General features: G+C 59.2%; 19 protein-coding genes and 1 pseudogene. 6 read left to right on the top strand and 14 right to left on the bottom strand.

Annotated features, from left to right (window positions below; genetic code table 11):
• Positions 1–17: 17 nt before the first annotated feature.
• From C8029_RS20575 to C8029_RS20525, 11 genes are all read right to left on the bottom strand, one after another.
• Positions 18–401, bottom strand: coding sequence for an NADH:ubiquinone oxidoreductase subunit NDUFA12 (locus C8029_RS20575; RefSeq protein WP_009570652.1), 384 nt, complete (start codon positions 399–401; stop codon positions 18–20).
• A gap of 171 nt (positions 402–572) precedes the next feature.
• A complete protein-coding gene (clpX, locus tag C8029_RS20570; protein WP_009570653.1) occupies positions 573–1,838 on the bottom strand; it encodes an ATP-dependent Clp protease ATP-binding subunit ClpX in 1,266 nt (421 codons plus the stop codon).
• A 247-nt stretch (positions 1,839–2,085) separates the two neighbouring features.
• Complete coding sequence (locus C8029_RS20565) at positions 2,086–2,709, bottom strand: ATP-dependent Clp protease proteolytic subunit (RefSeq protein WP_009570654.1); 624 nt, start codon at positions 2,707–2,709, stop codon at positions 2,086–2,088.
• 353 nt (positions 2,710–3,062) lie between these two features.
• The gene (locus C8029_RS20560; protein WP_152003625.1) at positions 3,063–4,154 is read right to left on the bottom strand and encodes a DUF1513 domain-containing protein; all 1,092 of its coding nucleotides are present in this window, start codon (positions 4,152–4,154) and stop codon (positions 3,063–3,065) included.
• Positions 4,155–4,194: 40 nt separating this feature from the next.
• On the bottom strand, positions 4,195–5,235 hold the full coding sequence (locus C8029_RS20555; RefSeq protein WP_152003624.1) for an imelysin family protein: 1,041 nt from the start codon (positions 5,233–5,235) through the stop codon (positions 4,195–4,197).
• Positions 5,236–5,241: 6 nt separating this feature from the next.
• Positions 5,242–6,831 carry a di-heme oxidoreductase family protein gene (locus tag C8029_RS20550; protein ID WP_193217701.1) on the bottom strand — a complete coding sequence of 530 codons (1,590 nt, stop codon included), beginning with the start codon at positions 6,829–6,831 and terminating at the stop codon, positions 5,242–5,244.
• Between the two features lie 96 nt (positions 6,832–6,927).
• Positions 6,928–8,187 (bottom strand): imelysin family protein, encoded by a 1,260-nt coding sequence (locus tag C8029_RS20545; RefSeq protein WP_152003623.1) that lies wholly within the window; start codon positions 8,185–8,187, stop codon positions 6,928–6,930.
• A 198-nt stretch (positions 8,188–8,385) separates the two neighbouring features.
• Positions 8,386–9,531 (bottom strand): ABC transporter permease, encoded by a 1,146-nt coding sequence (locus C8029_RS20540; protein ID WP_152003622.1) that lies wholly within the window; start codon positions 9,529–9,531, stop codon positions 8,386–8,388.
• Positions 9,528–10,493, bottom strand: a complete 966-nt coding sequence (locus C8029_RS20535) for an ABC transporter ATP-binding protein (protein WP_009570660.1) — start codon at positions 10,491–10,493, stop codon at positions 9,528–9,530. Before C8029_RS20535 ends, C8029_RS20540 begins: the two co-directional genes overlap by 4 nt.
• A gap of 3 nt (positions 10,494–10,496) precedes the next feature.
• Positions 10,497–11,459, bottom strand: a complete 963-nt coding sequence (locus C8029_RS20530; RefSeq protein WP_009570661.1) for an HlyD family secretion protein — start codon at positions 11,457–11,459, stop codon at positions 10,497–10,499.
• Positions 11,452–12,168, bottom strand: a complete 717-nt coding sequence (locus tag C8029_RS20525) for a TetR/AcrR family transcriptional regulator (protein ID WP_152003621.1) — start codon at positions 12,166–12,168, stop codon at positions 11,452–11,454. The genes C8029_RS20530 and C8029_RS20525 overlap by 8 nt, the downstream gene beginning before the upstream one ends.
• Before the next feature lie 300 nt (positions 12,169–12,468).
• Between C8029_RS20525 and C8029_RS20520 the strand changes: the two genes are divergently transcribed.
• The 3 genes and pseudogenes from C8029_RS20520 to C8029_RS20510 all read left to right on the top strand — a co-directional run bounded on the left by C8029_RS20520 (position 12,469) and on the right by C8029_RS20510 (position 18,598).
• The gene (locus tag C8029_RS20520) at positions 12,469–14,142 is read left to right on the top strand and encodes an NAD(P)-binding protein (RefSeq protein ID WP_152003620.1); all 1,674 of its coding nucleotides are present in this window, start codon (positions 12,469–12,471) and stop codon (positions 14,140–14,142) included.
• Positions 14,135–17,739 (top strand): annotated as a pseudogene (gene nifJ / locus C8029_RS20515) (pyruvate:ferredoxin (flavodoxin) oxidoreductase). The gene C8029_RS20520 and the pseudogene nifJ overlap by 8 nt, the downstream one beginning before the upstream one ends.
• 190 nt (positions 17,740–17,929) lie before the next feature.
• The gene (locus C8029_RS20510; protein ID WP_009570666.1) at positions 17,930–18,598 is read left to right on the top strand and encodes a L,D-transpeptidase; all 669 of its coding nucleotides are present in this window, start codon (positions 17,930–17,932) and stop codon (positions 18,596–18,598) included.
• 22 nt (positions 18,599–18,620) lie between these two features.
• On the opposite strand, the gene C8029_RS20505 is transcribed toward C8029_RS20510, so the two are convergent.
• The gene (locus tag C8029_RS20505; RefSeq protein WP_009570667.1) at positions 18,621–18,902 is read right to left on the bottom strand and encodes a hypothetical protein; all 282 of its coding nucleotides are present in this window, start codon (positions 18,900–18,902) and stop codon (positions 18,621–18,623) included.
• A 235-nt stretch (positions 18,903–19,137) separates the two neighbouring features.
• Complete coding sequence (locus C8029_RS20500; RefSeq protein ID WP_009570668.1) at positions 19,138–20,100, bottom strand: 2-hydroxyacid dehydrogenase; 963 nt, start codon at positions 20,098–20,100, stop codon at positions 19,138–19,140.
• A gap of 425 nt (positions 20,101–20,525) precedes the next feature.
• Between C8029_RS20500 and C8029_RS22135 the strand changes: the two genes are divergently transcribed.
• The 3 genes from C8029_RS22135 to C8029_RS20490 all read left to right on the top strand — a co-directional run bounded on the left by C8029_RS22135 (position 20,526) and on the right by C8029_RS20490 (position 22,430).
• On the top strand, positions 20,526–20,696 hold the full coding sequence (locus C8029_RS22135) for a hypothetical protein (protein ID WP_176832834.1): 171 nt from the start codon (positions 20,526–20,528) through the stop codon (positions 20,694–20,696).
• Positions 20,693–21,322 carry a nucleotide-binding protein gene (locus C8029_RS20495; protein WP_009570671.1) on the top strand — a complete coding sequence of 210 codons (630 nt, stop codon included), beginning with the start codon at positions 20,693–20,695 and terminating at the stop codon, positions 21,320–21,322. Before C8029_RS22135 ends, C8029_RS20495 begins: the two co-directional genes overlap by 4 nt.
• Before the next feature lie 163 nt (positions 21,323–21,485).
• Positions 21,486–22,430, top strand: coding sequence for a PHP domain-containing protein (locus C8029_RS20490; RefSeq protein WP_009570672.1), 945 nt, complete (start codon positions 21,486–21,488; stop codon positions 22,428–22,430).
• A gap of 17 nt (positions 22,431–22,447) precedes the next feature.
• On the opposite strand, the gene C8029_RS20485 is transcribed toward C8029_RS20490, so the two are convergent.
• Complete coding sequence (locus tag C8029_RS20485; RefSeq protein ID WP_226946414.1) at positions 22,448–22,843, bottom strand: RidA family protein; 396 nt, start codon at positions 22,841–22,843, stop codon at positions 22,448–22,450.
• Between the last annotated feature and the right edge of the window lie 165 nt (positions 22,844–23,008).

Below are 23,008 nucleotides of genomic sequence, written 5' to 3'. Positions count from 1 at the left end.
CTGCGGGTCGGGCGGCCTTATTCAGGCTGCCAAGCCTCATAATCCTGACGCAGAACCGGGTTGGCCTTGCGGATCGAACCCGCAGGCGCGTAAGCGGCGATGGTGCCCGTGAGGTTTTCGACATGAGGTTTCTCCCAAGTCTTGTGCTCAAGCGCCTCATGGCCCGGATGGTTGGCAAACGTGTGGTGCAGCCAGCCATGCCAATCAGGATTCACGCGGGAGGCCTCGACCTCACCGTTGAAAATCACCCAGCGACGGCTGTCATCTTCGTTGCGGAAATAGAAATTGCCTTGGGCGTCTTCGCCGACCTTGATGCCATGGCGCCAGGTGAACAATTGAGTGCCAATGGTTTGGCCCTTCCACCAGACAAGTGCGCGCAGGACAGTGTTCACGATACCCATGGATCCGGTCACCTTTCGTAATTCGCTTGTCGCAATCTATGACCCATCCGCACGCCAAGGTCCAGAGGGCAGCCGCCTGTGCCGGGCGAGTTTTCGCCGCAGAAGGCCAAAAAAAGCCCCCCGCCTCACGCGAAGGCAGGGGGCAAATGTCAGCACACAAGGATCAGCGGATCAGGCTGTCGCTTCCTTGGTCTTTTCGTCCGAGTAGATCATCAACGGCTTGGCCGACGACATCACAGCATCCTCGTTCACAACGACTTCGGTGACATTGTCCATGCCCGGAAGTTCGAACATGGTGTCGAGCAGGATGTCTTCGAGGATTGAGCGCAGACCGCGCGCACCGGTTTTACGTTCAATCGCCCGTTTCGCGATGGAGGTAAGCGCATCCTCGGTGAAGGTCAGCTTGGCGTTTTCCAACTCGAACAGGCGCTGGTATTGCTTCACCAGTGCGTTTTTCGGTTGGGTCAAAATCGTGACCAAGGCGTCCTCATCCAAATCTTCGAGCGTCGCCAGAACGGGCAAACGGCCAACAAATTCCGGGATCAAGCCGAATTTCAACAGGTCTTCCGGTTCGAGCTGCTTGAACATCTCGCCGACGCCTTTGTCTTCGTCGTTTTTCACATCCGCACCAAACCCCATCGCAGTCCCTTTGTTGCGCTGCGCGATGATCCGGTCGAGACCGGCAAAGGCCCCGCCACAGATGAACAGGATGTTGGTGGTGTCCACTTGCAGGAATTCCTGCTGCGGATGCTTGCGCCCGCCTTGCGGCGGCACGGAAGCCACGGTGCCTTCCATGATTTTCAGCAAAGCCTGTTGCACACCCTCGCCCGACACATCGCGAGTGATCGAAGGATTGTCGGATTTGCGGGTGATTTTGTCGACTTCGTCGATGTAAACGATGCCGCGCTGCGCCCGCTCGACGTTATATTCAGACGCCTGAAGCAGTTTCAGGATAATGTTTTCGACATCTTCCCCGACATAGCCCGCCTCGGTCAAAGTCGTCGCATCGGCCATGGTGAAAGGCACGTCGAGAATGCGCGCCAGCGTTTGCGCCAAAAGGGTTTTCCCGCAACCGGTCGGACCGATCAAAAGGATGTTCGACTTCGACAATTCGATGTCGCCATTGCCTTTGGCCGCATGATTAAGGCGCTTGTAATGGTTGTGAACCGCCACAGACAACACGCGTTTCGCGGTCGCCTGACCGATCACATAATCATCGAGAACCTGACAAATGTCGCGCGGGGCAGGCACGCCCTCGGAGGATTTCAGACCAGAGGATTTGGTTTCCTCGCGAATGATATCCATGCACAGTTCGACACATTCGTCACAGATGAAAACGGTCGGGCCCGCAATCAATTTGCGCACCTCGTGCTGGCTCTTACCGCAGAACGAGCAGTAAAGCGTGTTTTTGCTGTCACTACTGGACGAATTGCTCATCACATTCCCCTAAGGACCCGGAACTGGGCCGTCTTTATAAATCTGGCTGAGCCCCAAACGGCGCTCAACTTTGCCCTGAAATAGCAGCCCCCAAAGGGGCCGCCCATTGCCCTTGTTCCCCTGAGTGTAAGACAGCGATTTTTCGGGCACAATGGCAAAATCCCGATCGCACTTAACAGCATTGCGAGGCCAATGGCCCCGCCCCTGACCGGCCCGGATGCATCCAGACCGATCAGAGCCTTTGATCTTACTCTTCCGGCACCGCGCGGCTTTCGACGATTTCGTCGATCAAACCAAAGGCTTTGGCATCTTCCGGCGACATGAAATTGTCGCGTTCAAGCGCATCCACCACGGTACCCATGGTTTGCCCGGTATGTTTGACGTAGATCTCATTGAGCCGATCTTTGAGTTTCTGCGTCTCTTTGGCGTGGATCATGATATCCGTCGCCTGACCTTGGTAGCCACCGGAGGGTTGGTGCACCATGACGCGCGAATTGGGCAGCGAGAAGCGCATGCCTTTTTCGCCCGCAGTCAGCAAAAGAGAGCCCATCGACGCCGCCTGCCCCATCACAAGGGTCGACACTTTCGGGCGGATATATTGCATCGTGTCATAGATCGACAGACCGGAGGTGACGACACCACCCGGGCTGTTGATATACATTGCGATCTCTTTTTTCGGATTCTCGGCCTCAAGGAACAAAAGCTGGGCACAGATCAGCGACGACATGCCGTCATGCACTGGACCGTTGAGGAAAATGATCCGCTCTTTGAGCAGGCGCGAGAAAATATCATAGGCCCGCTCGCCACGGCTGGTCTGTTCAACGACCATGGGAACGAGGGTATTCATGTAGGTATCAATCGGGTCTTTCATATACGCCTGCCTATTGCTTCTATGTGAGGTGTTAGCGCGGAAGTGTTACTTGAGTCTTAGTGTCGGACCGATGGGGCTGCAAGGGCACCCGGCTCTCAGATCGGCACTGCGACACGCCTTAGGCGCGCCCCCTGCCCCAAAGCCCTCTGTTGATTTGCCATTTTTTCCTTTTGCGTCAAATGGATGCGAAAATCCTCACAGGGGCTTTTGCGGGGGCGCACAGATGTGTGATTTTGCTGTGTTGCCAGTTTGCCTCAAATTTCGATAAAATTTTAAGCAAAGTCTCCCAATCATCCGCCGCATCTTGCGCCCGCCACTCTGCCAAACATGCGCGCCGCAAACCGCCAAAGATGTCAGGCCACGCGCGCGAGCAAAGCCACCAAATGATTGTCCCAGGCCAGCCCCGGAACCGCCGTCAAAGGCCGCATATCGTCTTTGAGCGCCAAAAGCGCGCCAAAGCCATCAGAGCCAAGATAGCCCGCACCAAAGGGTGCAAGACCACAGAGATCGGCGCGCAACACCGCGCCCAAAAACGTGCCGTCGGCGGCGAAACGTTGTAACCGACCGCCGCGTGGCGACGTGATTGCCACCTCAGAGCCATCGCCCGAAAAGGCAATCGACCCGGCATAGCCCTGCATCATCACATGCTCGGCCAAATTCGCCTCGGCCAAAACCACATCTTCACCACGTCGATGCAGCCCCAAAAGCGGCACGGCCTCGGCGGAATCGCCTTCCCATTGCATCGCAAAACCGACCTGATCGTCAGGGCCCACGGCCAGATGCCGGATCGAATTCTGGTGTAACTCGGGCGCAAGAACATGCTGCTCTGCGAGGCCGAAATCCGCGTTCAGATAGGTCAGAGACGGAGTCATATCTGCGATGTTCAGTTTTTCGCGCCCCTCGCCAATCTCCGGATGGGTGAAAATCCCGCCATTGGCGACCACAAGGCTGCCATCGGACAGCTCGCGAATGTCGTGGGGACCAATGCCATGGCTCGGCACTTCGCCCACACGTTTATAGCCTTTCGCACGATCCCAGATGCCCAAAACACCTTTTTTCTCAGTATAGTGGTTCTCTGGTGTCAGCATCAGATTGCCCTCGCCGACAAACACCCCATGGCCCATGAAATGATGGCCTTGAGGCGCATCCAAACGATGGGTGACGGAGCCGGTGGCGCAATTTACCACCACGGCAAAGGTGCCCGGACGACGAGCAAAGGCCACCGCTTCGGGTTTGCTCGGATGGGCGGCGGCGGCATGGCCGCGGGCGGGCAAAGGCACACGAAACAGAATCTGCGCCGCCTCATCCATGCCATAGAGCGCGTAATCGCCCGAGGCATCGCGCGCCGCCCCCAAATAGGCCGGAGACCCGGCATCGGCCCAACTCAGACGCGGGACAACTGTGGCAGCGATGGCGGCTTTGATGAATGTGCGGCGGGAGGTCATGGGTAGTCCTTTGAGAGGGGGAGAGAGGCGGCGGCAACGATCAATCGCCATCGGAGGCGTTGAACCCGGCGGAGACGCCCAAAGGCAGACCAACGTCATTGGCCAAAGCGCCCAAAAGCGCCTCGATCCGCTGGCCAACAATCTCGGTTTTGAGCCGCTGCATCGGCTCAATGACGCCAGAGAAATCCGGGTCATTCAAGGCCTCGGCCAAGCCGATCACCTCGGCAAACATCTCTTCGCTGGCGCTCATGTCGCCCGGTGCCATGGTGCGGGCCAAATCGCGCGCGGCACTCAGGGACAAGACCACATTGCGCTCGGAGCGGCCCGACCGATAGGCCTCGGCGCGGGTTGGGCGCGGCTTGTCAAACGTTCCCAACGGGCGGGCAATGCGTTTGCCTTTGGTGTCCTCAAGGCCGGACATCAACATGGTATAAAGCGCCTGAACGCTTTCCTGCGGCGTCAGATAGTGAGGTTTTGCCGCCGCTCCCGCCTCGCGCAACGTGTCGGCAAACCCGTCTGGCGCGGTCCATTCCGCGTCAATCACCTGCGCCATCCGGCCCAGATCATGGGTGATCGCCTGAACCAGCTCGCAGGAATAGCTGCCCGCCGCATAGTCATCAAAGGCGTCATCATAGAGCATGTATTCGAGCGCAAAGAACCCGCGTGCGGCAATGGAAACTTGCGAAAACGCCTGTGGGTCCTGCACAACCGGGTCTTTGGCCGCAATCATATCGGCCAGAGCGCGCGGGATCAGGCCCTTTTTATCGGGCCAAAAGGCGATGGTCAGAATACGGCCATTGGTCTCAAGCGGTCCCATATGCAGGTGTTGCAGCCCCATCCACGCGTCAAACGCGGCGTTATAGGCGGGCTTGACAGCCTCGGGCGTGCAATCTGCGGCGGCGGCATCCGACAGGGCCGTGGCGGCGTGATCAAACCGCGCAACCGCCGGAGTCGCATGCTGATCCACCGCCCGCGTAAGCGCGTCTTGCAACGGGTCGGCCAGAACCGGCGCCGCGACACTCAAGGACAGGCACAGCCCAAGGGAGGTGACAAGCGAAGTGGCCAGAAATCTCATACGCATATGTCCTCACAGACTTTCTAGGAACCGGATCAAAGCGGCACGATCCGATTTTGACATCACCGCCACAGCATCGCGCGCCGCTTGCGCCTCACCGCCATGCCAGAGCACCGCTTCCAAAAGCGAGCGCGCCCGGCCATCGTGGAGGTAGGTCGTAGCCCCGGAAACCTGCGCCGTCAAACCGATCCCCCACAACGGCGGCGTGCGCCACTCGCGCCCGGTGGCGCGACCCTCGGGGCGATTGTCCGCCAAATCCGGCCCCATGTCATGCAAAAGCAGATCACTATAGGGCCAGATCAGTTGAAACGACTGCGGGGTCGAGGTCGCGCCCTCAAGCCGGTGGGTGACAAATTTCGGCACATGGCACGACGCGCAGCCCGAGGTGTAAAACATCTCCTTGCCGCGCAGGACCTCTGGATCATCTACATCCCGGCGCGCGGGCACGGCCAGATTGCGGGCATAAAACGTCACAAGATCGAGACCGGATTGGTCAATCTCATCGCCGCGCGCGTCCCCCGCACCATCGGGAGCTGTGCGACAGGCGACCTGTTCCGCCGTGCAATCACCAAACGTGGTGGGAAACAGCGGTGTGGAAATGCCAATGTCACCATGAAAGGCGGCGGCGGATTGGTGTTCCACGCTCGGCTCCCCGGCTTTCCTGCCAAACCGACCCAGCATCGGTGCCCCCTCCCGCTCTGACCATACCAGATTAGGCCTGCCCGAAATCCCATCGCCATCCTCATCCTCAGGGTCAGCATGGGCCAAAAGATCAGCTGCCGGAATCGCCTCCAACAGGCCCAGACCGATCATCGGCGTGGCCACACGCGGCGAGGTTTGCAGGTCTTCGGGCAAAGCACCAGACCCCGGATTTGAAATGGCATAGTGTGGGGCGCGCAGCATCACGATCTCACCGTCCGCTAAGGTCACGGGGATCTCGGTGTAGGTGATCTCCATCCGCCCCTCGGCGGCATGGCCCGTGATGGCAAAATCCTGCAACTGGCCGCCATATCCGGGCGCGGGACGTGTGCGCGGCGTGGCGTTTGGCCCGTCAAGATCGGCCAGATAGACCTCGATCTCGGTCAAAGCCGCAGTTTGGGGCGCGGGCACCGAGAGGCGCAAAAACATCGACACGCGGCTGTCGTCTGGGTGTTCTGGCGGATGCCCGCGCCCATCCTTGACATGGCACCTCATGCAGGAACGCGCATTGAACAGCGGCCCCAAACCGTCCGACGCCTTGGTCGAAGACGGCGACGAGACCCAGAGCTTGGCGAACAGCGCATGGCCCAATTCGAAATCGAGCCGATCGTTCAAGGGCAATGTGGTGGGCGGCAGAGAAAACACCGTGTCATCGCCCGTATCCGCCACGGTCCCCGCCCCGCCTTGGTTGGCCTCAAACGGCTCGGGCACGGTGAAATCAACCGTTGGGGCCGTCACCGCGTTGATCCGCGCCTGCTCCTGCGCCGTGCGGGGGTGGATCGGCAAAGCGGGATCATCTTTGGTTCCATCGGCCCCGCCCGCCTGCCCGGCCAGCACCGACAAAACGCACAAAGCCCCGATCAAACGCGGGGCCTGTTTCACATGTGGGGACAGGATAAGCATAGATGTCCTTGCCAAATGGCGGGGGTCAACGCGCGGCGCTTCAGGGGGCCATAGTGGGGGGCCGAAAGCCCCCCACGCATTTGTTTTGCCTCGGGTTTATTCAAACACGGCGGAGGGGTTGTCCAAGCTGTCAGAGCCCTCAACCGAAACCTCGCCCGCTTGCAAAACCGTCACGGCCCGCTCAATCGAGCGTGTTTGCAGCACAAGGGCATCAACCGCCGACATGATCAACTCTTCGCCCGCCGCATTGCCGCGCTCAAGCATTTGGTCATAGGAAAATCCGGCTTCGGCGGCGGCTTTGATCTGACCCAATTCGGCCACGGAATGATCCACCGCCGCGCTCAATTCTGCACCCGCCTCCGGGTCTGCCGCAGTCAACAGATCGGCCAGGCTTTCGCCGCGGATCAACGTGCCATCGCTTCGTACATATTGGCCGGTAAAGACATTGCGCATGCCGATGCCATCATAGAAGTGCGAATTGTGGGTGTTGTCCGAGAAACAATCATGCTCCTCTTCCGGGTCGTTGAGCATCAGGCCGAGCTTCATCCGTTCGCCGCCCAATTCGCCGTAGGACAAGGACCCCATGCCCGTGAGCATCGCCACAATACCGGCTGCCGGATCGGCCAGAACTGTCTCACGCGCTTCGCCGCCCTCGGCCCATTGCCCGACCATATATTCGAGGTCCGAGATCAACAGATCGGTGGCCGCAGTCAAATAGTGCCCACGCCGATCACAGTTGCCGTTGGTGCAGCCCTCGCCCACCACATAATCGGTGTAGGGGCGGTTACCCGCACCATGCTCGGTGCCGTTCAAATCCTGACCCCAGAGCAGGAATTCGATGGCATGATAGCCGGAGGCGACATTGGCCTCGACCTCATCCGCCTCATGCAATGTCTCGCCGATCAGCTCGGGCGTGATCTCGGTGGCGTCAATCTCGGTACCCGACAGGGTAAATTTCGGCGTGGCGATGACATTGAGCGCGGCATACTCGTTCTCGTCTGTCGGTCCGCCATAGGAGGCGTCGACATAGTCGATCAGCCCTTCGTCAAGCGGCCAGGCGTTCACCTTGCCCTCCCAGTCATCGACGATGGGGTTGCCGAAACGGAAGACTTCAGTTTGCTGATAGGGCACACGAGCGGCGATCCATGCTGTGCGCGCCGCTGTCAGGCCTGCCTCGGACGGATCGGTCAACAGCGTGTCAATGGCTGTGCGCAACTCCTGCGCCTTGATCAACGCGTCCTCAAACGTGGCGTGGCCGATCTCGACATAGGTGTCCACCACCTCTTTTTCGCCCGCAAAGGCCGGTGCCAGCGGCAGGGTGGCGGCGAACAGTGCCGTCGTCGTCATGCGTTTCATCAGTCTTATCCCTTTCCTGTGCCCCACCGCCTCTTTGGGCGGTCAAGATCACGTTCCATTTGCCCCGCGTTCGGGCGGTGGCTCATGGGGTCAATAACTGACTTTTTTAGTATGTTATGTCAATCCCGATTGTTTTAATTGGAATTGAACACCGCATAGCCCCTGTCACAAAACGTCGTAAACTACTGTTTTCGCGCCTCAATCCAAGGTCTGCCGATACCGCCGCAAGGCCACAATCACCACCACGACCAAGATCACAGCAATCGCCAACATATCCGGTGCCACCTCGCGCAGACCGCCATCTTTGAGCATCACCTTGCGGACAACCCGCAAAAAATGCGTCGCGGGGATCGCTGTGCCAAGCGCCTGCGCCCAGCCCGGCATCGCCGCAAACGGGAACATGAACCCGGACAAAAGAATGGTCGGCAGGATGGTGAAAAACGACAATTGCATCGCCTGCATTTGCGACCGCGCCATGGTCGAGACCAGAAATCCAATCGCCAGATTGACCACGATATAAAGGTTGAAACCAAGGAAAAACGCCAGAAAAGACCCCTCGAACGGCACATCGAACAACACCCGTGCTGCGATCAAAAACACCAGCGTTTGCACATAGCCGACAAAGACATAGGGGATGATTTTGCCCAACATCACCTCGGCGGGCGTCACTGGCGTGGCAATCAGGCTTTCCATCGTGCCACGTTCGCTTTCGCGCACAATCGCCACCGCCGTGATCATTACCATGGTCATCGACAGGATCACCGCCAAGAGCCCCGGCACGATGTTGGTCGAGGTCTTGCCCTCGGGATTGAACGCCCGGTGGATGACCATATCAAACGGCGCAGGCGCCCCCGCCGCAAAGGCCAGAGGCCCGGTCAGGCTTTGCGCAATCGCGGTGTTGACCACGCCATTGATCGCCCCAATCGCCCCCCCCGCCGCCACCGGATCGGAGGCATCCACCGTCAACAAAATCTCGGGGCGCAGCCCCCGGATCATATCGCGATCAAACCCCGGCGGCACGGTCAGGATCACCGTGGCACGGCCATCTCGCAGCGCCAGATCACTTTCCGCCTCAGAGGTCGAAACCCCAATGAAATCAAAATATTCGGAGGTGTCCATCGCCGTCGTCAACGCATGCAAAATCGGGCTTTCCTCGGTCATTTCCACCAAGGTCGGCAGGTGACGCGGATCGGTGTCGATGGCATAGCCAAACAGCAAAAGTTGCACCACCGGAATGCCGATCATCATCGCAAAGGTCACGCGATCACGACGCATTTGGATGAATTCCTTGATCAGAACCCCGGCAAAGCGCGCCCATGAAAAGAACCGCCCCCGCCCGCTCATGATACGACCTCCAACTCAGCGCCAAAGTTGTCGCGCGCCCCCGCCATGAGGTAGATAAATGCCTCCTCAAGCCCGGCTTTTTTGGCGCGCCACTCATGGCTGCCGTGTGCGGTTTCGCGTTTGGCCAGCGCCTCAAGCGCCGCTTTGTCCGTGCCCGACACATGCAATTCCGCGCCAAAGCGGATCACCTGCCCGGCTGCGGCGTCTTGTTTCAAACGCTCTTCCAAAGGTGTCAAATCCGGCCCTGTCACCACGAATGTGTGCAATCCGATCTGGCCGGGGATCTCGGACGCCGCCCCGTCGATCAACTTTTTGCCATAGGCGATATAGGCGATGTGGTCGCATTGCACCGCCTCGTCCATGTAATGGGTCGACACCAAAACCGTCACGCCTTTGGCGCTCAACCGTCTGATTTCATCCCAAAAATCGCGCCGCGCCTTGGGGTCCACCCCCGCTGTCGGTTCGTCCAGAAGCAACAGGTCCGGCGCATGGATCATACAGGCCGCGAGCGCCAAGCGCTGCTTCCAGCCCCCCGACAACGTGCCCGCCAATTGATGCGCCCGGCCCTCAAGCCCGAGATCGCGCACCGCGTCTAAAACCTGTTGCTTGCGGTTCGGCATATCAAACATCCGCGCCACGAAATCGAGGTTCTCCGCGATGGTCAGGTCTTCGTAAAGCGAAAACTTTTGCGTCATGTAGCCGACGCGCTTTTTGATTTCGCGCGACTGTTTGACGATGTCGAGGCCAAGGCAATGTCCCTCGCCCGCATCCGGCGTCAACAACCCGCACATCATTCGAATGGTGGTGGTTTTGCCCGACCCGTTCGGCCCCAGAAAGCCATAAATCGCGCCCTTTTTGACCTCCATATCAAAACCATCGACGACCTTGCGGGTGCCAAAAATCTTGGTCAATCCGCGCACGGAAATGGCAATGTCATCGGCGTGACCAAACCCCGTTTCCATGGCCTATTTCCCCACCGCTGAGGCGGCATCGACCGTGATCGGTTGCCCCGGCAAAACGCCCTTTGGTTCGATCACATCGGCCTCGACCCGGTAAACCAAGCGGCCGCGTTGTTCGCGGGTGTAAAGGATCGGCGGAGTGTATTGCGGGTCCGAGGCCATGCGGGTGATTTTTGCTGTTAAGTCAATTGGACAGCCGTCACACCTTAGCTGAACCACATCGCCAGACTGCAAATCCGCGCGCTCGGATTCCGGCACGAAAAACAGCGCCGTCAAATCGCCCGGCGGCAACAGCGCCACCACAGGCACGCCTGTGGCGGCCACTTCACCGGCGTCGAAATAGACCTTATCGACCCGCCCCGCCTGAGGCGCGCGCACCTGTCGGTCCTCAAGGTTAGACTGTGCCAAATCGACCTGCGCCCGGGCTGCCTCAACCCCCGCCTCGGCGGCCACACGTTGGGCCGCGCGGGCGGGCAATTCCGCCACTTTCAACTGCGCTTCGAAATTGGCGACCGAGGCGGCGGCCTCGTCCACCGCCGCTTGCCCGTCATCGACCGCCGCCTGCGTGGTTGCCCCTTTGGCCAACAATGCCTTGGCCCGGTCGAGCCGGGTTTGGGCAATGTCATAGGCCACGCGAGCTTGGCGCAACGAGGCGCGGATGACCTCCGTTTCTGCCTCGCGCGATCCGGTGGACAGGTTTTCCAATTCGGCCTGAGCCTGTGCCAATTGCGCCTCGGCACTGCGCAAACTGGCTTTGGCTTGGCCATCCTCAAGGGCAAAAAGCAACGCCCCCGCCGCCACCTCCTGACCTTCCGTCACCGTGATTTGATCAATCCGGCCACTGGCAGCAGCGGCGGCATAGACGTAATCGCCTTCGATATAGCCGTCATAAACATAGGGCGGCGCGGGGGTGAATCCCGGATAAATCGCAGCAATGACAGCGACAATCCAGCTTGGGAGATCAGCCATGGGACATGTCCTTTTGGGGGGAGGGATCGGGCGATGGGTCAGGGTCCAGCCCGGCAAAGAAGATCGACAAATGGGTGTCGAGCAATGTGGCGAGTTTCAGTTCTCCGGGGGCGGCGCCAGAGGGGCGGATGCCAAACACATCCTCCAACATCACATGCATCAAAAATGGTCCGATCAGACAGCGCACTGCCATTTCCGGGTCGATTTTGCGGATATATCCGCCCTCCACCGCCTGCGAAAACAGCGCGGTGAGCGCGGGAAAGGCCGTGCCAATCACCTGTTCGCGGTACATTTCGGCCAGTTTCGGATGGCTCGGCGCCTCTCTGATGATCAGCTTTGGCACCGCCAAAACCCGCGGATCAGAGACGCGTTCCACAAAGATTGGCACGAGCCGGATCAACAGCGGGCGCGGGTCACCGCGCCACGCGGTGATGTGATCCGCCATTTTGCCGACGAAACTGCCGACCGCGCGATGCACCAGCGCTTCGATCACTGCGTCTTTGGACGGGAAATAAAGGTAAACCGCGCCTTTCGAGACCCCGGCGCGACGGGCGATGTCTTCGACCCGGGTGCGGTCAAACCCCTTTTCCGCAAACAAATCGAGCGCCGCGTCCAAAATCTCGTCTGGGCGCGCGTCTTTGCGGCGGCGGAATTTTGGTTCTGGCTCGGTCTGATCTGTCTCGGGCCGATCCTCAGACTGCGCTGTCACGGGGGGCTCCTGTTGAGTCGTAAATATAAATAACTGACCAGTCATTTATTTACACTAAGCCGCCAAGTAAAGATAAATCGTGGTGGCTGGGTTTGCGCAACACCCCTGCGCCGCCAATAAGGCCTCTCCCGATCACCCCTCGGGTCTCAATCGGGAACGACATAAAACACCCAATAAGCCCATTGTAAAATCATAAAGTTACAAGCCAAATCAAACCCATGCGTGCCTTGATTTATGTCAACGCCACGTCCGCCGAACCCCGCGATGCTGTGTCAGGCCAGACCTCATAAGGCATCTGACATGTCCCATTCTGTAGACCCAAAAGCCGACACAGCCCCCGGCAGCAAACGCAAAGATTTCACCCCTCTCATTGATCACACCAAGATCGGTGGCACGGGGCCTGTGCGCCGCCAAATCCCACAATATGTGACCTTGACCCCGCCCTGTGCAGCGGCCTGTCCGGCAGGCGAAAACATCCGCGAATGGTTGGCACGCGCAATGGCGGGCGACTACCGCGCCGCTTGGGACATCCTCACAGCCGACAACCCGATGCCCGCCGTGCATGGCCGGGTCTGTTACCACCCCTGCGAGGGCGGCTGTAACCGCGGTGAGGTCGACGCCTCGGTGTCGATCCACGCGATTGAGCGGTTTTTGGGCGATATGGCCAATGAAAAAGGCTGGATGTTCAAAGCGGCCGCCCCGCCCACGGATAAAAAAGTGTTGGTCGTCGGCGCGGGCCCATCCGGCCTGTCCTGCGCCTATCACCTTGCCCGTCTCGGCCATCACGTCGAGATTCGCGAGGCCGGTCCGGTGGCGGGCGGCATGATGCATTTCGGCATTCCCGCCTACCGGATGCCGCGTGCCGAATTGGCTCGCGATATCGCCCGGATCGAAGCGCTTGGGGTCAAAATCGCCCTCAATCATAAGGTCACCGACCTGATGGCGGAAAAGACCGAGGGCGGCTTTGACGCGGTCTATTTGGCGATTGGTGCCGGGGCGGGCAAACATGTCGATATCCCTTTGAGAGAAGCGCCGAAAATCCTTGATGCTGTGCACCTGTTGTCCGATGCCTCCAAAGGCGACGCGCCGCTTTTGGGCCGTCGGGTCATCGTTTACGGCGGCGGCAACACCGCGATGGATGCGGCACGCACGGCCAAACGGTTGGGCGCGACCGAGACTTTGATCGTCTACCGCCGCGACCGCGCCCATATGCCCGCGCATCAATTCGAAGCCGATGAGGCGATGGCGGAAGGCATTAAAATCAAATGGTTGACCACGATCAAAGAGATCGACGGGGAGGATTTGAAAGTCGAACGGATGGAGATCGGCGCAGATGGGCGCGCCGTGCCCACGGGCGAATTTGAAACGCTGACGGCGGATGCGGTGGTCTTGGCCTTGGGGCAGGAAACCGACAGCACGTTTTTGAAAAACGTCCCCGGATTGACCTTCAGGTGGAATGGCACGGTCGAGATCGATGCCGCCCGGATGACGGGCGCTTCGGGCATTTTTGCCGGCGGCGATATGGTCCCCGACCAGCAAAGCGTCACCATCGCCACAGGCCACGGCAAACTGGCCGCCCGCCACATCAACGCTTGGCTTGCGGGCACGGCCTATGTGACCGACGAGGCCCCCGCTCTGGTCACCGGCGACATGTTGCACCTGCCGGTTTACTCCGATGTTGATCCGAAAGAACAAGCCGCGCTCGCCACCAGCCAACGCCAAAGTTTTGACGAAGTCCTCAGCGGATTGTCCGAGCGCGAGGCCCGCTATGAGGCGTCGCGCTGTTACTCCTGCGGGTCGTGTTACGAATGCGACAATTGCTTTGCCGCCTGCCCCGAAGACGCGATTGTCAAACTGGGAACGGGCTTGGGCTATGAGATCGACCCGGAGAAATGCACCGGCTGCCAAAGCTGTTTCGATCAATGTCCCTGCCATGCGCTTGAGATGATCCCGGAGGATCTTCACCATGCTTGATCACCCCCATACGACGCCCGAACACGCCATCATGGACGGCAACGCCGCCGTGGCGCATGTGGCCTACCGCGTCAACGAGGTCTGTTCGATCTACCCGATCACGCCATCCTCGCCGATGGCCGAATTGGCCGATGATTGGACTGCTTTGGGGGTCAAAAACATCTGGGGCGACATTCCGGTGATTCAGGAAATGCAATCCGAAGGCGGCGCGGCCGGCACAGTCCACGGCGCATTGCAAGCGGGCGCTTTGACCACCACCTTCACCGCCTCGCAGGGCCTGATGTTGATGCTGCCCAATATGTTCAAAATCGCTGGCGAACTGACGCCGACGGTGTTTCACATCGCGGCGCGCTCACTGGCCACCCACGCCCTGTCGATCTTTGGCGACCACTCGGATGTTATGGCCGCGCGCTCCACCGGCTTTGCCATGTTGGCGTCAGCTCCGTGCAAGAAGCGCATGACATGGCGCTGATTGCGCAGGCCGCCACGTTGAAATCCCGCGTCCCTTTCATGCATTTCTTTGACGGGTTTCGCACAAGCCACGAGGTCAATACGCTCAACCTGATCCCCGACGGGCAAATCCGCATGATGATTGGCGACGATCTCGTGCGGGCGCATCGCAAACGGGCTTTGTCGCCGGAAACCCCGTTTATCCGTGGCACTGCGCAAAACCCCGACGTGTTTTTCCAAGGCCGCGAAGCCTCGAACCTGTTTTACGCCGCCACGCCCGACATTGTTGCGCAGGAAATGACGAAACTTGGCGCGATGACCGGGCGGCACTACAAACCGTTCGATTATATCGGTGCGCCGGACGCCACCCGCGTGGTGATTGCCATGGGCTCGGGCGTCGATGTGATTTCGGCCACGGTGGCGGATCTGGTCGCGAAAGGCGAGAAAATCGGCCTCATCGTGGTACGGCTGTATCGCCCGTTTTCGGCCGCGCATTTCCTTTCCGCACTGCCCGATACTGTAACAAAAATCGCCGTTCTGGACCGCTCGAAAGAAAGCGGGGCCAGTGGCGAGCCGCTCTATCTCGACGTGGTCTCAACCCTGATGGAAGCGGTCGCCACAGGCATCCGCGCCACCCTGCCGCGTGTCATCGGCGGGCGCTACGGCCTCAGCTCCAAAGACTTCACCCCAGCCCAAGCCAAAGCGGTGTTTGACAATCTGTCCGAAGACCCGCCAAAGACGAATTTCACCGTCGGTATCCATGACGACGTGACCTTTACCTCTCTGCCCATTGATCCCAGCTATGACATCGAAAAAGACACCATCGTGCGCGCAGTGTTTTACGGCTTGGGCGCGGATGGCACGGTGGGGGCCAACAAGAACTCGGTCAAAATCATCGCCCATGAGCCGGGCCATTTTGCCCAAGGCTATTTCGTCTATGACAGCCACAAATCCGGCGCGATCACCGAAAGCCACCTGCGCTTTGGTCCCGAGCCCATCGCCGCACCTTATCTGATCGCTTCGGCCAATTTCGTCGCCTGTCATCAGTTCCATTTCCTGATGAAAATGGATGTGCTCAAACTCGCCGCCCCCGGCGCAACCTTCCTGTTGAATTCGCCTTATGGGCCGGAGACCACATGGGACCGCCTGCCGCGCTCCGCACAGCAAACGATCATCGACAAGCGGTTGAAATTCTTCGTCATCGATGCCTCGGCTGCCGCCCGCGATGTGGGCCTAGGCGCCCGCACCAACACCATCCTTCAGACCTGTTTCTTTGCCCTCTCAAACGTCTTGCCGCGTGAGGAAGCGATTGCCAAAATCAAAGCGGCGATTGAGAAAACCTACACCAAAAAGGGCCAACATATCGTTGATATGAACTTTGCCGCCGTCGATGGTGCACTGGCCGGATTGCATGAAATTGCGGTGCCGAGGGCGGCCACAAGCACACTCGAACGCCCCGCCTTGGTGCCTCATGACGCCCCTGATTTCGTCCGCGAAGTCACAGCGAAAATGATGGAGGGCCTCGGCGACGACATTCCAGTCTCCGCCCTGCCCGTCGATGGCACTTTTCCGTCCGGCACCGCCGCGTGGGAAAAACGCAATGTGGCTGAGGATGTGCCGGTCTGGATCGCGGACGAGTGCATTCAATGTGGCCAGTGTTCCTTTGTCTGCCCGCATTCGGTCATTCGCGCGAAATATTTTGACGAAGAGCTGCTTTCAAACGCCCCCAAAAGCTTTAAATCCGCACCGATCAACACCCGCGGTTACCCCGGCGCGCAATTCGCGCTTGAGTTCTATTTGGAGGATTGCACCGGCTGCTCGCTATGTGTCGAGGCCTGCCCGGCGGTGTCGCCCGATGACCCGTCTCACAAAGCCATCAACATGGTGATCAAAGGCGATTTGCCCGAAAAGGAACGCGAAAATATTGCGTTTTTTGAAAGCTTTCCGGTCAATGACCGATCCCGCGTCGATTTCGCCAATGTGCGCGGCGTGCAGTTTTTGGAACCGCTGTTCGAATTCCCCGGCGCCTGCGCGGGCTGTGGCGAAACGCCTTACGTCAAACTGCTGTCGCAGCTCTTTGGCGACCGTCTCATGGTGGCCAATGCCACCGGATGTTCGTCGATTTACGGCGGCAATCTGCCCGTCACGCCTTGGACCAAAAACGTCGAGGGGCGCGGTCCAACCTGGGCCAACTCACTCTTTGAAGACAACGCCGAATTTGGCCTTGGCTTCCGTTTGGCCGTCGACAAACAAACCGATGTGGCGCGCACGCTATTGACCGGCATGGCAAGTGACGTAGGAGAGAATTTGGTCGACGCCATCCTCACCGCGCCGCAAATCCGCGAAAGTGAAATCCGCACCCAACGCGAACGGGTGGCGGAGCTGCGGGTCAAGCTATTAAGCCTGCCGCAAACCTCTGAGGTCGAGCACCTGTTGTCGCTGTCCGATCACCTCGTCAAACGCGCCATCTGGCTCGTTGGCGGCGATGGTTGGGCCTATGACATCGGCTACGGAGGCCTTGATCACGTCTTGGCCTCGGGCCGCAACGTCAACATTCTGGTGATGGACACCGAGGTCTATTCCAACACCGGAGGGCAGGCCTCAAAGGCCACGCCACTGGGCGCAATCGCCAAATTCGCCGCCGCCGGAAAACGCACCAACCGCAAAGACATGGCGCTGCAAGCCATCGCCTATGGCAATGTCTATGTGGCGCAGGTTGCCTTGGGCGCGAACCCGCAACACACCCTGCGCGCCTTCCGCGAGGCCGAGGCGTGGGACGGGCCGTCGATCATCCTCGCCTACTCTCATTGCATCGCGCATGGGATCGACATGTCGAAAGGCATGGATCAACAAGCCAAGGCAGTGAAATCCGGCTATTGGCCGCTGTTGCGCTATGATCCGGCGCTGCATGGCTCGGGCGAGCCGCCCTTCCGCCTCGACAGCCCGCGCCCGAGCCTGGCCTTCAAAGACTATGCCTACGGCGAGTTGCGGTATCGCGCCCTGACAAAATCGCGCCCCGAAGAGGCGGCGGACCTTTTGGCCTTGGCGCAAAAAGGCATCATCGACAAATACCGCACCTATGAGGAATTCGCCGAGATGGAAAAAGGCCCGGACCCAAGCCGGGTGATGGGCACGGGGTCGTTTTAACCAAACCCTCTGCGGTCAACACAGACAGTCACCTCATCCGACCCCGCGAGGATTTGGGTGAGGCCCTTCTTTATGGAAAAGTTAAAGAGATCGTGAACACGCCCGCAAAAACTTGCGTTTTTATGGGGTTAGCTTAAGTATGACAAAGTTGGGTTGCTGCCGCACCCTGCTGCCCCAAGGAGTCACGCATATGTTCACCCGTCGCCATTTCATTCAAACCTCCACCGCGCTGTTTTCCGCAACTGCCCTCGGCGCGGTGGCGACACCGGCCATGGCCGCGACAAAAAGCGATTGGGAGGCCTGGGATGCGCAGGTGACGCCCGCGAATTTCGATCTTGAAACCACCAACCCTTGGGATCTGCACGATCGGTTTTTGCCGCGCCGGGTTGAAGCCAATGCCGGTCTCGTCCCCGGTGACATCCATGTCGATGCGGTTGCGCGCTATCTCTATCTGATCGAAGAGGGCGGCACCGCGATGCGCTATGGCGTGGCGATTGGGCGGGACGGTCTCTATGAACCCGGCACCTATGCGATCAAACGCAAGGTGAAATGGCCCACTTGGACCCCGACCCCCAACATGATCAAACGCGAGCCGGAAACCTATGCGCAATACGCCGATGGGATGGCGCCGGGCCCGCGCAACGCACTTGGCTCGCGCGCGCTCTATCTCTACGTGGGCAACCGCGACACCTATCTGCGCATCCATGGCACGCCCTACCCGCGTTCTATCGGGTCGCGCGCCAGTTCGGGCTGTGTGCGGATGGTCATGGCCCATGTGATCGACCTCTATGATCGGGTCGACACCGGCGCCACCGCCCATCTTTATCCGGCGGAACGGGTCGTCACAGCGCAAAGCTGATACGACCCGACCCGCCCTCAGATCACATCGCCGTCAGTTGCGGTTCTTGTTGCTGTGCGCAAATCACATTGCCGCGCGGGGTGCGCAACGGCAACATTGTCGTCTCGACCGGGCCAACATGCTGATACCAGAAACAGCCGTCTTTGGGGTTGAGCTGAACGGCATTGAGGTTTTGATCCGGGGCCGCGAGGGCAAGGACGCTCTCGGGCACCTCTTTGAGAAACCCCTCCGGCGTCACCTGTGTCATCGGGTCCGCGCAGCCCGCCAAAGCCACCAATCCCGCCAGTACAAAACCATATTTCATCGACTTTTTCCTTTTGCGTCACTCATCGCCAAAGCGTTTCGAAACCAAGCTGAGACACAACTTATTTACGAAACACATGCAATACCTATAGGGTTTGTGCGTTTCACGCCAAAGCTTTAAGCCAAGTTTGTCGCGAAACGCTTTCACCTCCCCTTTAGGCGTTTCCCGCCCGCCTGTCCCGCAGAAAGACGCCACACCTCTTTCGAGAAAGACAGAGGGCCAGATGTCACCCGTGTCAATTCACGGGCGTGATCAACGCCTCACCGGCAAAAAACGCCGCCAAATTGGCGCATTGCGCCATGGACATATCGCGGCGGGTTTCGACAGTCGAAGACGCCTGATGCGGCTGTAACAACACATTGTCCATCGCGATCAACCGCGCATCGACATGCGGCTCATTGTAAAACACATCCAACCCGGCGCCAGCGATTTTGCCCTGTTGCAACGCCTCGATCAGCGCCTCTTCGTCAATGCATGTGCCGCGCGCGATGTTGATCACCACGCCCTGCGGCCCCAGTGCTTCGATGGCCGCGCGCGAGACATAGCCGCGCGTGCTGTCCCCGCCGACCACGGCGACCACAAGCCAATCGACCGCCGCCGCCAAAGCCACCACATCGGTGTGATAGGTCCAGCCGGGCGTGTCCTTTTCCCCCCGTGAGCAATAGTGGACCTCCATGTTGAATGCCGCCAAACGATCGGCAATGGCACGGCCGATCCGGCCCATCCCAGCAATGCCCACCTTGGCCCCGGACATTTTGCGATTGAGCGGCAATTCGCGCCCCGATGCCCATGTGCCATTGCGCACCCACGCGTCGCCTTGCGGGATTTGGCGCGCCCAGCCCAGCATCATCGCCACCGCCAAATCCGCCACATCTTCGTTCAACACATCCGGTGTATTGGTCACTTTGATCCCACGCGCCGTCGCCGCCGCGACGTCGATCGCATCATAGCCGACGCCAAATTGCGCGATGAGTTTGAGATTGGGAAACAGGTCCATTTGTGCGCCATCAATCGCCCGATGGCCCTTGTTCGCAATGGCTTTGATTGAGGCACGCTGATCCGCAGGCAAGGCTGCGCGGGCTTCTTTGGTTCCGGCACGCAGCGCCGGGGCGACGACCTCGATCCGCGCAATTTCATCCGGGGTGAAGCTGTCAGAAGAAATAAGGGTCACAGGATCAGACAGACGCAGGTCAGACATGTGGCGGGTCCTTTTCAAAACAAGAGAGCATGTATGGCGCGCGGCCTTGCGGACTGTGTCATTTGATCACGGCGAGGAAAAGCGCAAATTGCCCGATGTCCCCTCGGGCTTCCCCTGCGCTGAGCCGCCTTATTCGAAGACTGGTCGGGATCGACCCGCCCAAATGGCGCTCTGGAGTCGCCATTGATTTGGGAAATGGGCCGGTTCGACAGGTGCATGATGGCCATGGGCGACATTTCCGGCGCTTTGGGGCTGGGCGTGGTCGGCCAGTGGATGACCGACTGCCGGGTCTGATGCTGGATCGGTTCGAAGACCTCACCGGCACGCCGATTTACTCTGTGGCTTTTCTAAAGGTTTTTCGGGAAAGGCGGTTGACGACCGCCTTAAAACGTATATACAAAGATCAACCCGAACCGAGACATCACATGCCCCCCAAAAGCAAAAAAGACAGCAGTTTGATCATTCGCCTGCCCAAGGCAGACCGGGATGACTTTGTCGCGCTTTGCGAGAAAACCGGCACCTCGGCTTCACGCGAATTGCGCGAGCATATTCAGAAATTCATCAAGAAAAACAGTAAGAAAGGATCGTCCTCGTGAAAACGCTACTGGTCGCCAACAGCAAAGGTGGATCCGGCAAAACCATGACGGCGATCACATTGGCCGCGGCGTTGAAAGCGGCGGGGTTCAAGGTCGCTTTGGCTGATGCCGACCCGCAACAATCGGCGCGCCAATGGGGCAAACGCCGCTCCGCCTATGCGCCACATATCCCCTTGCTCGATTGGTCCGGCACGGCGCGGCCTTCGGTGCCCAAAAAGACCGAATGGCTGGTGATCGACAGCGGCGCGGGGCTTGGCGCGGAAGAGGCAAAACCGTTTTTGAAAGACGCCGATGTCATGGTCACCCCGGTGATGGCCTCGATGTTTGACGAATTGGCGGCCAAAGGGTTTTTGAAATCCCTGCGCGAGATCAAACAGATCAAAAAAGGCAAAATCGACATCCTGCCCATTGGGTCACGGATTGATCCAAGGCGCAAAGATGCACGGTTGTTAAAGGAATTCCTGGCGGCCAATGGTCAAGAGCTTGTGACCATGATCTCGGAACGCGCCGCCTATGTCGATTTGGCCCGCGAAGGCCTGTCGATTTTCGACCAAAAACAGGCACGATTCACGCCGATCAAACAGCAATGGCAGCCGGTGCTCAAACGCATGGGTGTCAAACTCTAAATTCAGGCGCTCTGGCCCACAGATTTTGCCCTCTGGCCGCATGACGAAGCAGTAAGAATCGGCCAATCTGCCCCGGCAAAGACGGGTCAGTCGCGCGACTGTCATATTCGCGACACAGCTCGGCGCTACCTCCATGCAACACCGCTTAGAGGACACTACGCGCATGATCCCATCCGCCTTCACCGCCCCCGGCCGTTTTTATCGCGGCAATCTTCACACCCATTCCACGCTCTCCGACGGGATATTGGACCCTGCCGAGGTCTGCCGTCGCTATAAAGCCGAGGGCTATGATTTCATTGCCCTGACGGATCATTTCGTCGGCGTTTACAACTATCCACTGGCCGACACTGTGCCATTCCGCGATGACGCGTTTACCACGATCTTGGGTGCTGAATTGCATTCGGGCGCGATGGAAAATGGCGAGCTTTGGCATATTCTCGCGGTCGGCCTGCCCGCCGATTTCGCGCCCTCCAACAGCCCGGCCTTTGTGCCCGTGGAAGGCCAAGAAACCGGCCCCGAACTTGCCCAACGCGCCCGTGACGCAGGCGCTTTTGTCGCCGTGGCACATCCGCAATGGTCGGGCATGTCGCTCGCAGATGCGCGCTCCATCGAGGCCGCCCATGCGGTCGAGATTTACAACCACGGCTGTGCCATGGGCTGTGATCGCGCAGATGGGGCGTTTTATGCCGATTTGTTGCTCTCGGAAGGTCGCGACCTGACCCTGATCGCCACCGATGACGCACATTTTTCCGAGCCCGACCATTTCGGCGGCTGGGTCATGGTCAAATCCGAAGAGAACACCCCGGAAGCACTTTTGGAGGCGCTCAAACGCGGCGATTTCTATAGCTCGCAAGGCCCGGAATTGCGCCACGTCGAGGTAAGCGACAAAGCGATGACGGTGCAGTGCAGCGCCGTCTCCTCCGTGATCGTGCAGGGCCATGGCAGCGCCGCCACCGCCGTCCACGGCGCAAGCCTGACCCAAGCAGAGGTGCCGTTGGGGCGGTTTTTCAACAGCCCTTGGCTGCGTGTGACGGTGTTGGATCGGGCCGGAAAACGGGCATGGTCCAACCCAATGCCCAACCCGGCCTATAAAATGCCGAAAAAATAGTCATATCCGGTCGCGCCTCAAACGGGCGCGACCGCTGTCACTTCGACCTCGACCAAAAACTCTGCACGGGTGAAGCCCGTGACGATGATCAGGGTGGAGGCGGGTTTGACCGCGACCTGCGCCAACCACGCATCGCGCACCGCCATATAGGTCGCAAAATCTTCGCGCCGGGTGACAAACGCGGAGATGCGGATCACATCGGATCGTCCCGCACCCGCCTCTGTCAAAATTGCGTCAATATTGGAGAAACACTGTTCTGACTGGGCTTTCACGCCTTCAGGACAGGTGCCATCGGGGGCAAGACCTAGTTGACCCGACGTTACGATCACCCGTCCACCCGGACCCGCATCAATCCCATGCGAATAGGCGCCAAAAGGCGCGGCAATACTCGGGGGAGTCAGGGCTTTTTTCATCGTCGGCACATCCATTTGAGATTCGGTCGCGTGCCCTCTGCATGGCAGGTTGTGCCGACAAAGACCCGAATTGTGTACAATGGCGCATCCGAAATCCCCGTCTGCCGCATGATATTTGACCATCCGGCCAGAAAATCGCCGCAGAATTGAGCAATTCATGTTTGC

Origin of the sequence: Roseobacter sp. TSBP12 (genome assembly GCF_009129705.1) — a bacterium.
Lineage (GTDB): Bacteria > Pseudomonadota > Alphaproteobacteria > Rhodobacterales > Rhodobacteraceae > Celeribacter > Celeribacter baekdonensis_A.
The sequence above is the reverse complement of the archived record's forward strand: the minus strand, read 5'-3'. Positions and strand labels throughout refer to the sequence as shown.

Excerpts from the sequence above, each read along its gene's own strand:
- C8029_RS20530 (WP_009570661.1), bottom strand. The coding sequence starts at position 11,459 with ATGGCTGATCTCCCAAGCTGGATTGTCGCTGTCATTGCTGCGATTTAT.
- C8029_RS20505 (WP_009570667.1), bottom strand. The coding sequence starts at position 18,902 with ATGAAATATGGTTTTGTACTGGCGGGATTGGTGGCTTTGGCGGGCTGC.
- C8029_RS20575 (WP_009570652.1), bottom strand. The coding sequence starts at position 401 with ATGGGTATCGTGAACACTGTCCTGCGCGCACTTGTCTGGTGGAAGGGC.
- C8029_RS20550 (WP_193217701.1), bottom strand. The coding sequence starts at position 6,831 with ATGCTTATCCTGTCCCCACATGTGAAACAGGCCCCGCGTTTGATCGGG.
- C8029_RS20565 (WP_009570654.1), bottom strand. The coding sequence starts at position 2,709 with ATGAAAGACCCGATTGATACCTACATGAATACCCTCGTTCCCATGGTC.
- C8029_RS20520 (WP_152003620.1), top strand. The coding sequence starts at position 12,469 with ATGTCCCATTCTGTAGACCCAAAAGCCGACACAGCCCCCGGCAGCAAA.
- C8029_RS20535 (WP_009570660.1), bottom strand. The coding sequence starts at position 10,493 with ATGGAAACGGGGTTTGGTCACGCCGATGACATTGCCATTTCCGTGCGC.
- C8029_RS20545 (WP_152003623.1), bottom strand. The coding sequence starts at position 8,187 with ATGAAACGCATGACGACGACGGCACTGTTCGCCGCCACCCTGCCGCTG.
- C8029_RS20540 (WP_152003622.1), bottom strand. The coding sequence starts at position 9,531 with ATGAGCGGGCGGGGGCGGTTCTTTTCATGGGCGCGCTTTGCCGGGGTT.
- C8029_RS20510 (WP_009570666.1), top strand. The coding sequence starts at position 17,930 with ATGTTCACCCGTCGCCATTTCATTCAAACCTCCACCGCGCTGTTTTCC.
- C8029_RS20490 (WP_009570672.1), top strand. The coding sequence starts at position 21,486 with ATGATCCCATCCGCCTTCACCGCCCCCGGCCGTTTTTATCGCGGCAAT.
- clpX (WP_009570653.1), bottom strand. The coding sequence starts at position 1,838 with ATGAGCAATTCGTCCAGTAGTGACAGCAAAAACACGCTTTACTGCTCG.
- C8029_RS20560 (WP_152003625.1), bottom strand. The coding sequence starts at position 4,154 with ATGACCTCCCGCCGCACATTCATCAAAGCCGCCATCGCTGCCACAGTT.
- C8029_RS20485 (WP_226946414.1), bottom strand. The coding sequence starts at position 22,843 with ATGAAAAAAGCCCTGACTCCCCCGAGTATTGCCGCGCCTTTTGGCGCC.
- C8029_RS20555 (WP_152003624.1), bottom strand. The coding sequence starts at position 5,235 with ATGCGTATGAGATTTCTGGCCACTTCGCTTGTCACCTCCCTTGGGCTG.
- C8029_RS22135 (WP_176832834.1), top strand. The coding sequence starts at position 20,526 with ATGCCCCCCAAAAGCAAAAAAGACAGCAGTTTGATCATTCGCCTGCCC.
- C8029_RS20500 (WP_009570668.1), bottom strand. The coding sequence starts at position 20,100 with ATGTCTGACCTGCGTCTGTCTGATCCTGTGACCCTTATTTCTTCTGAC.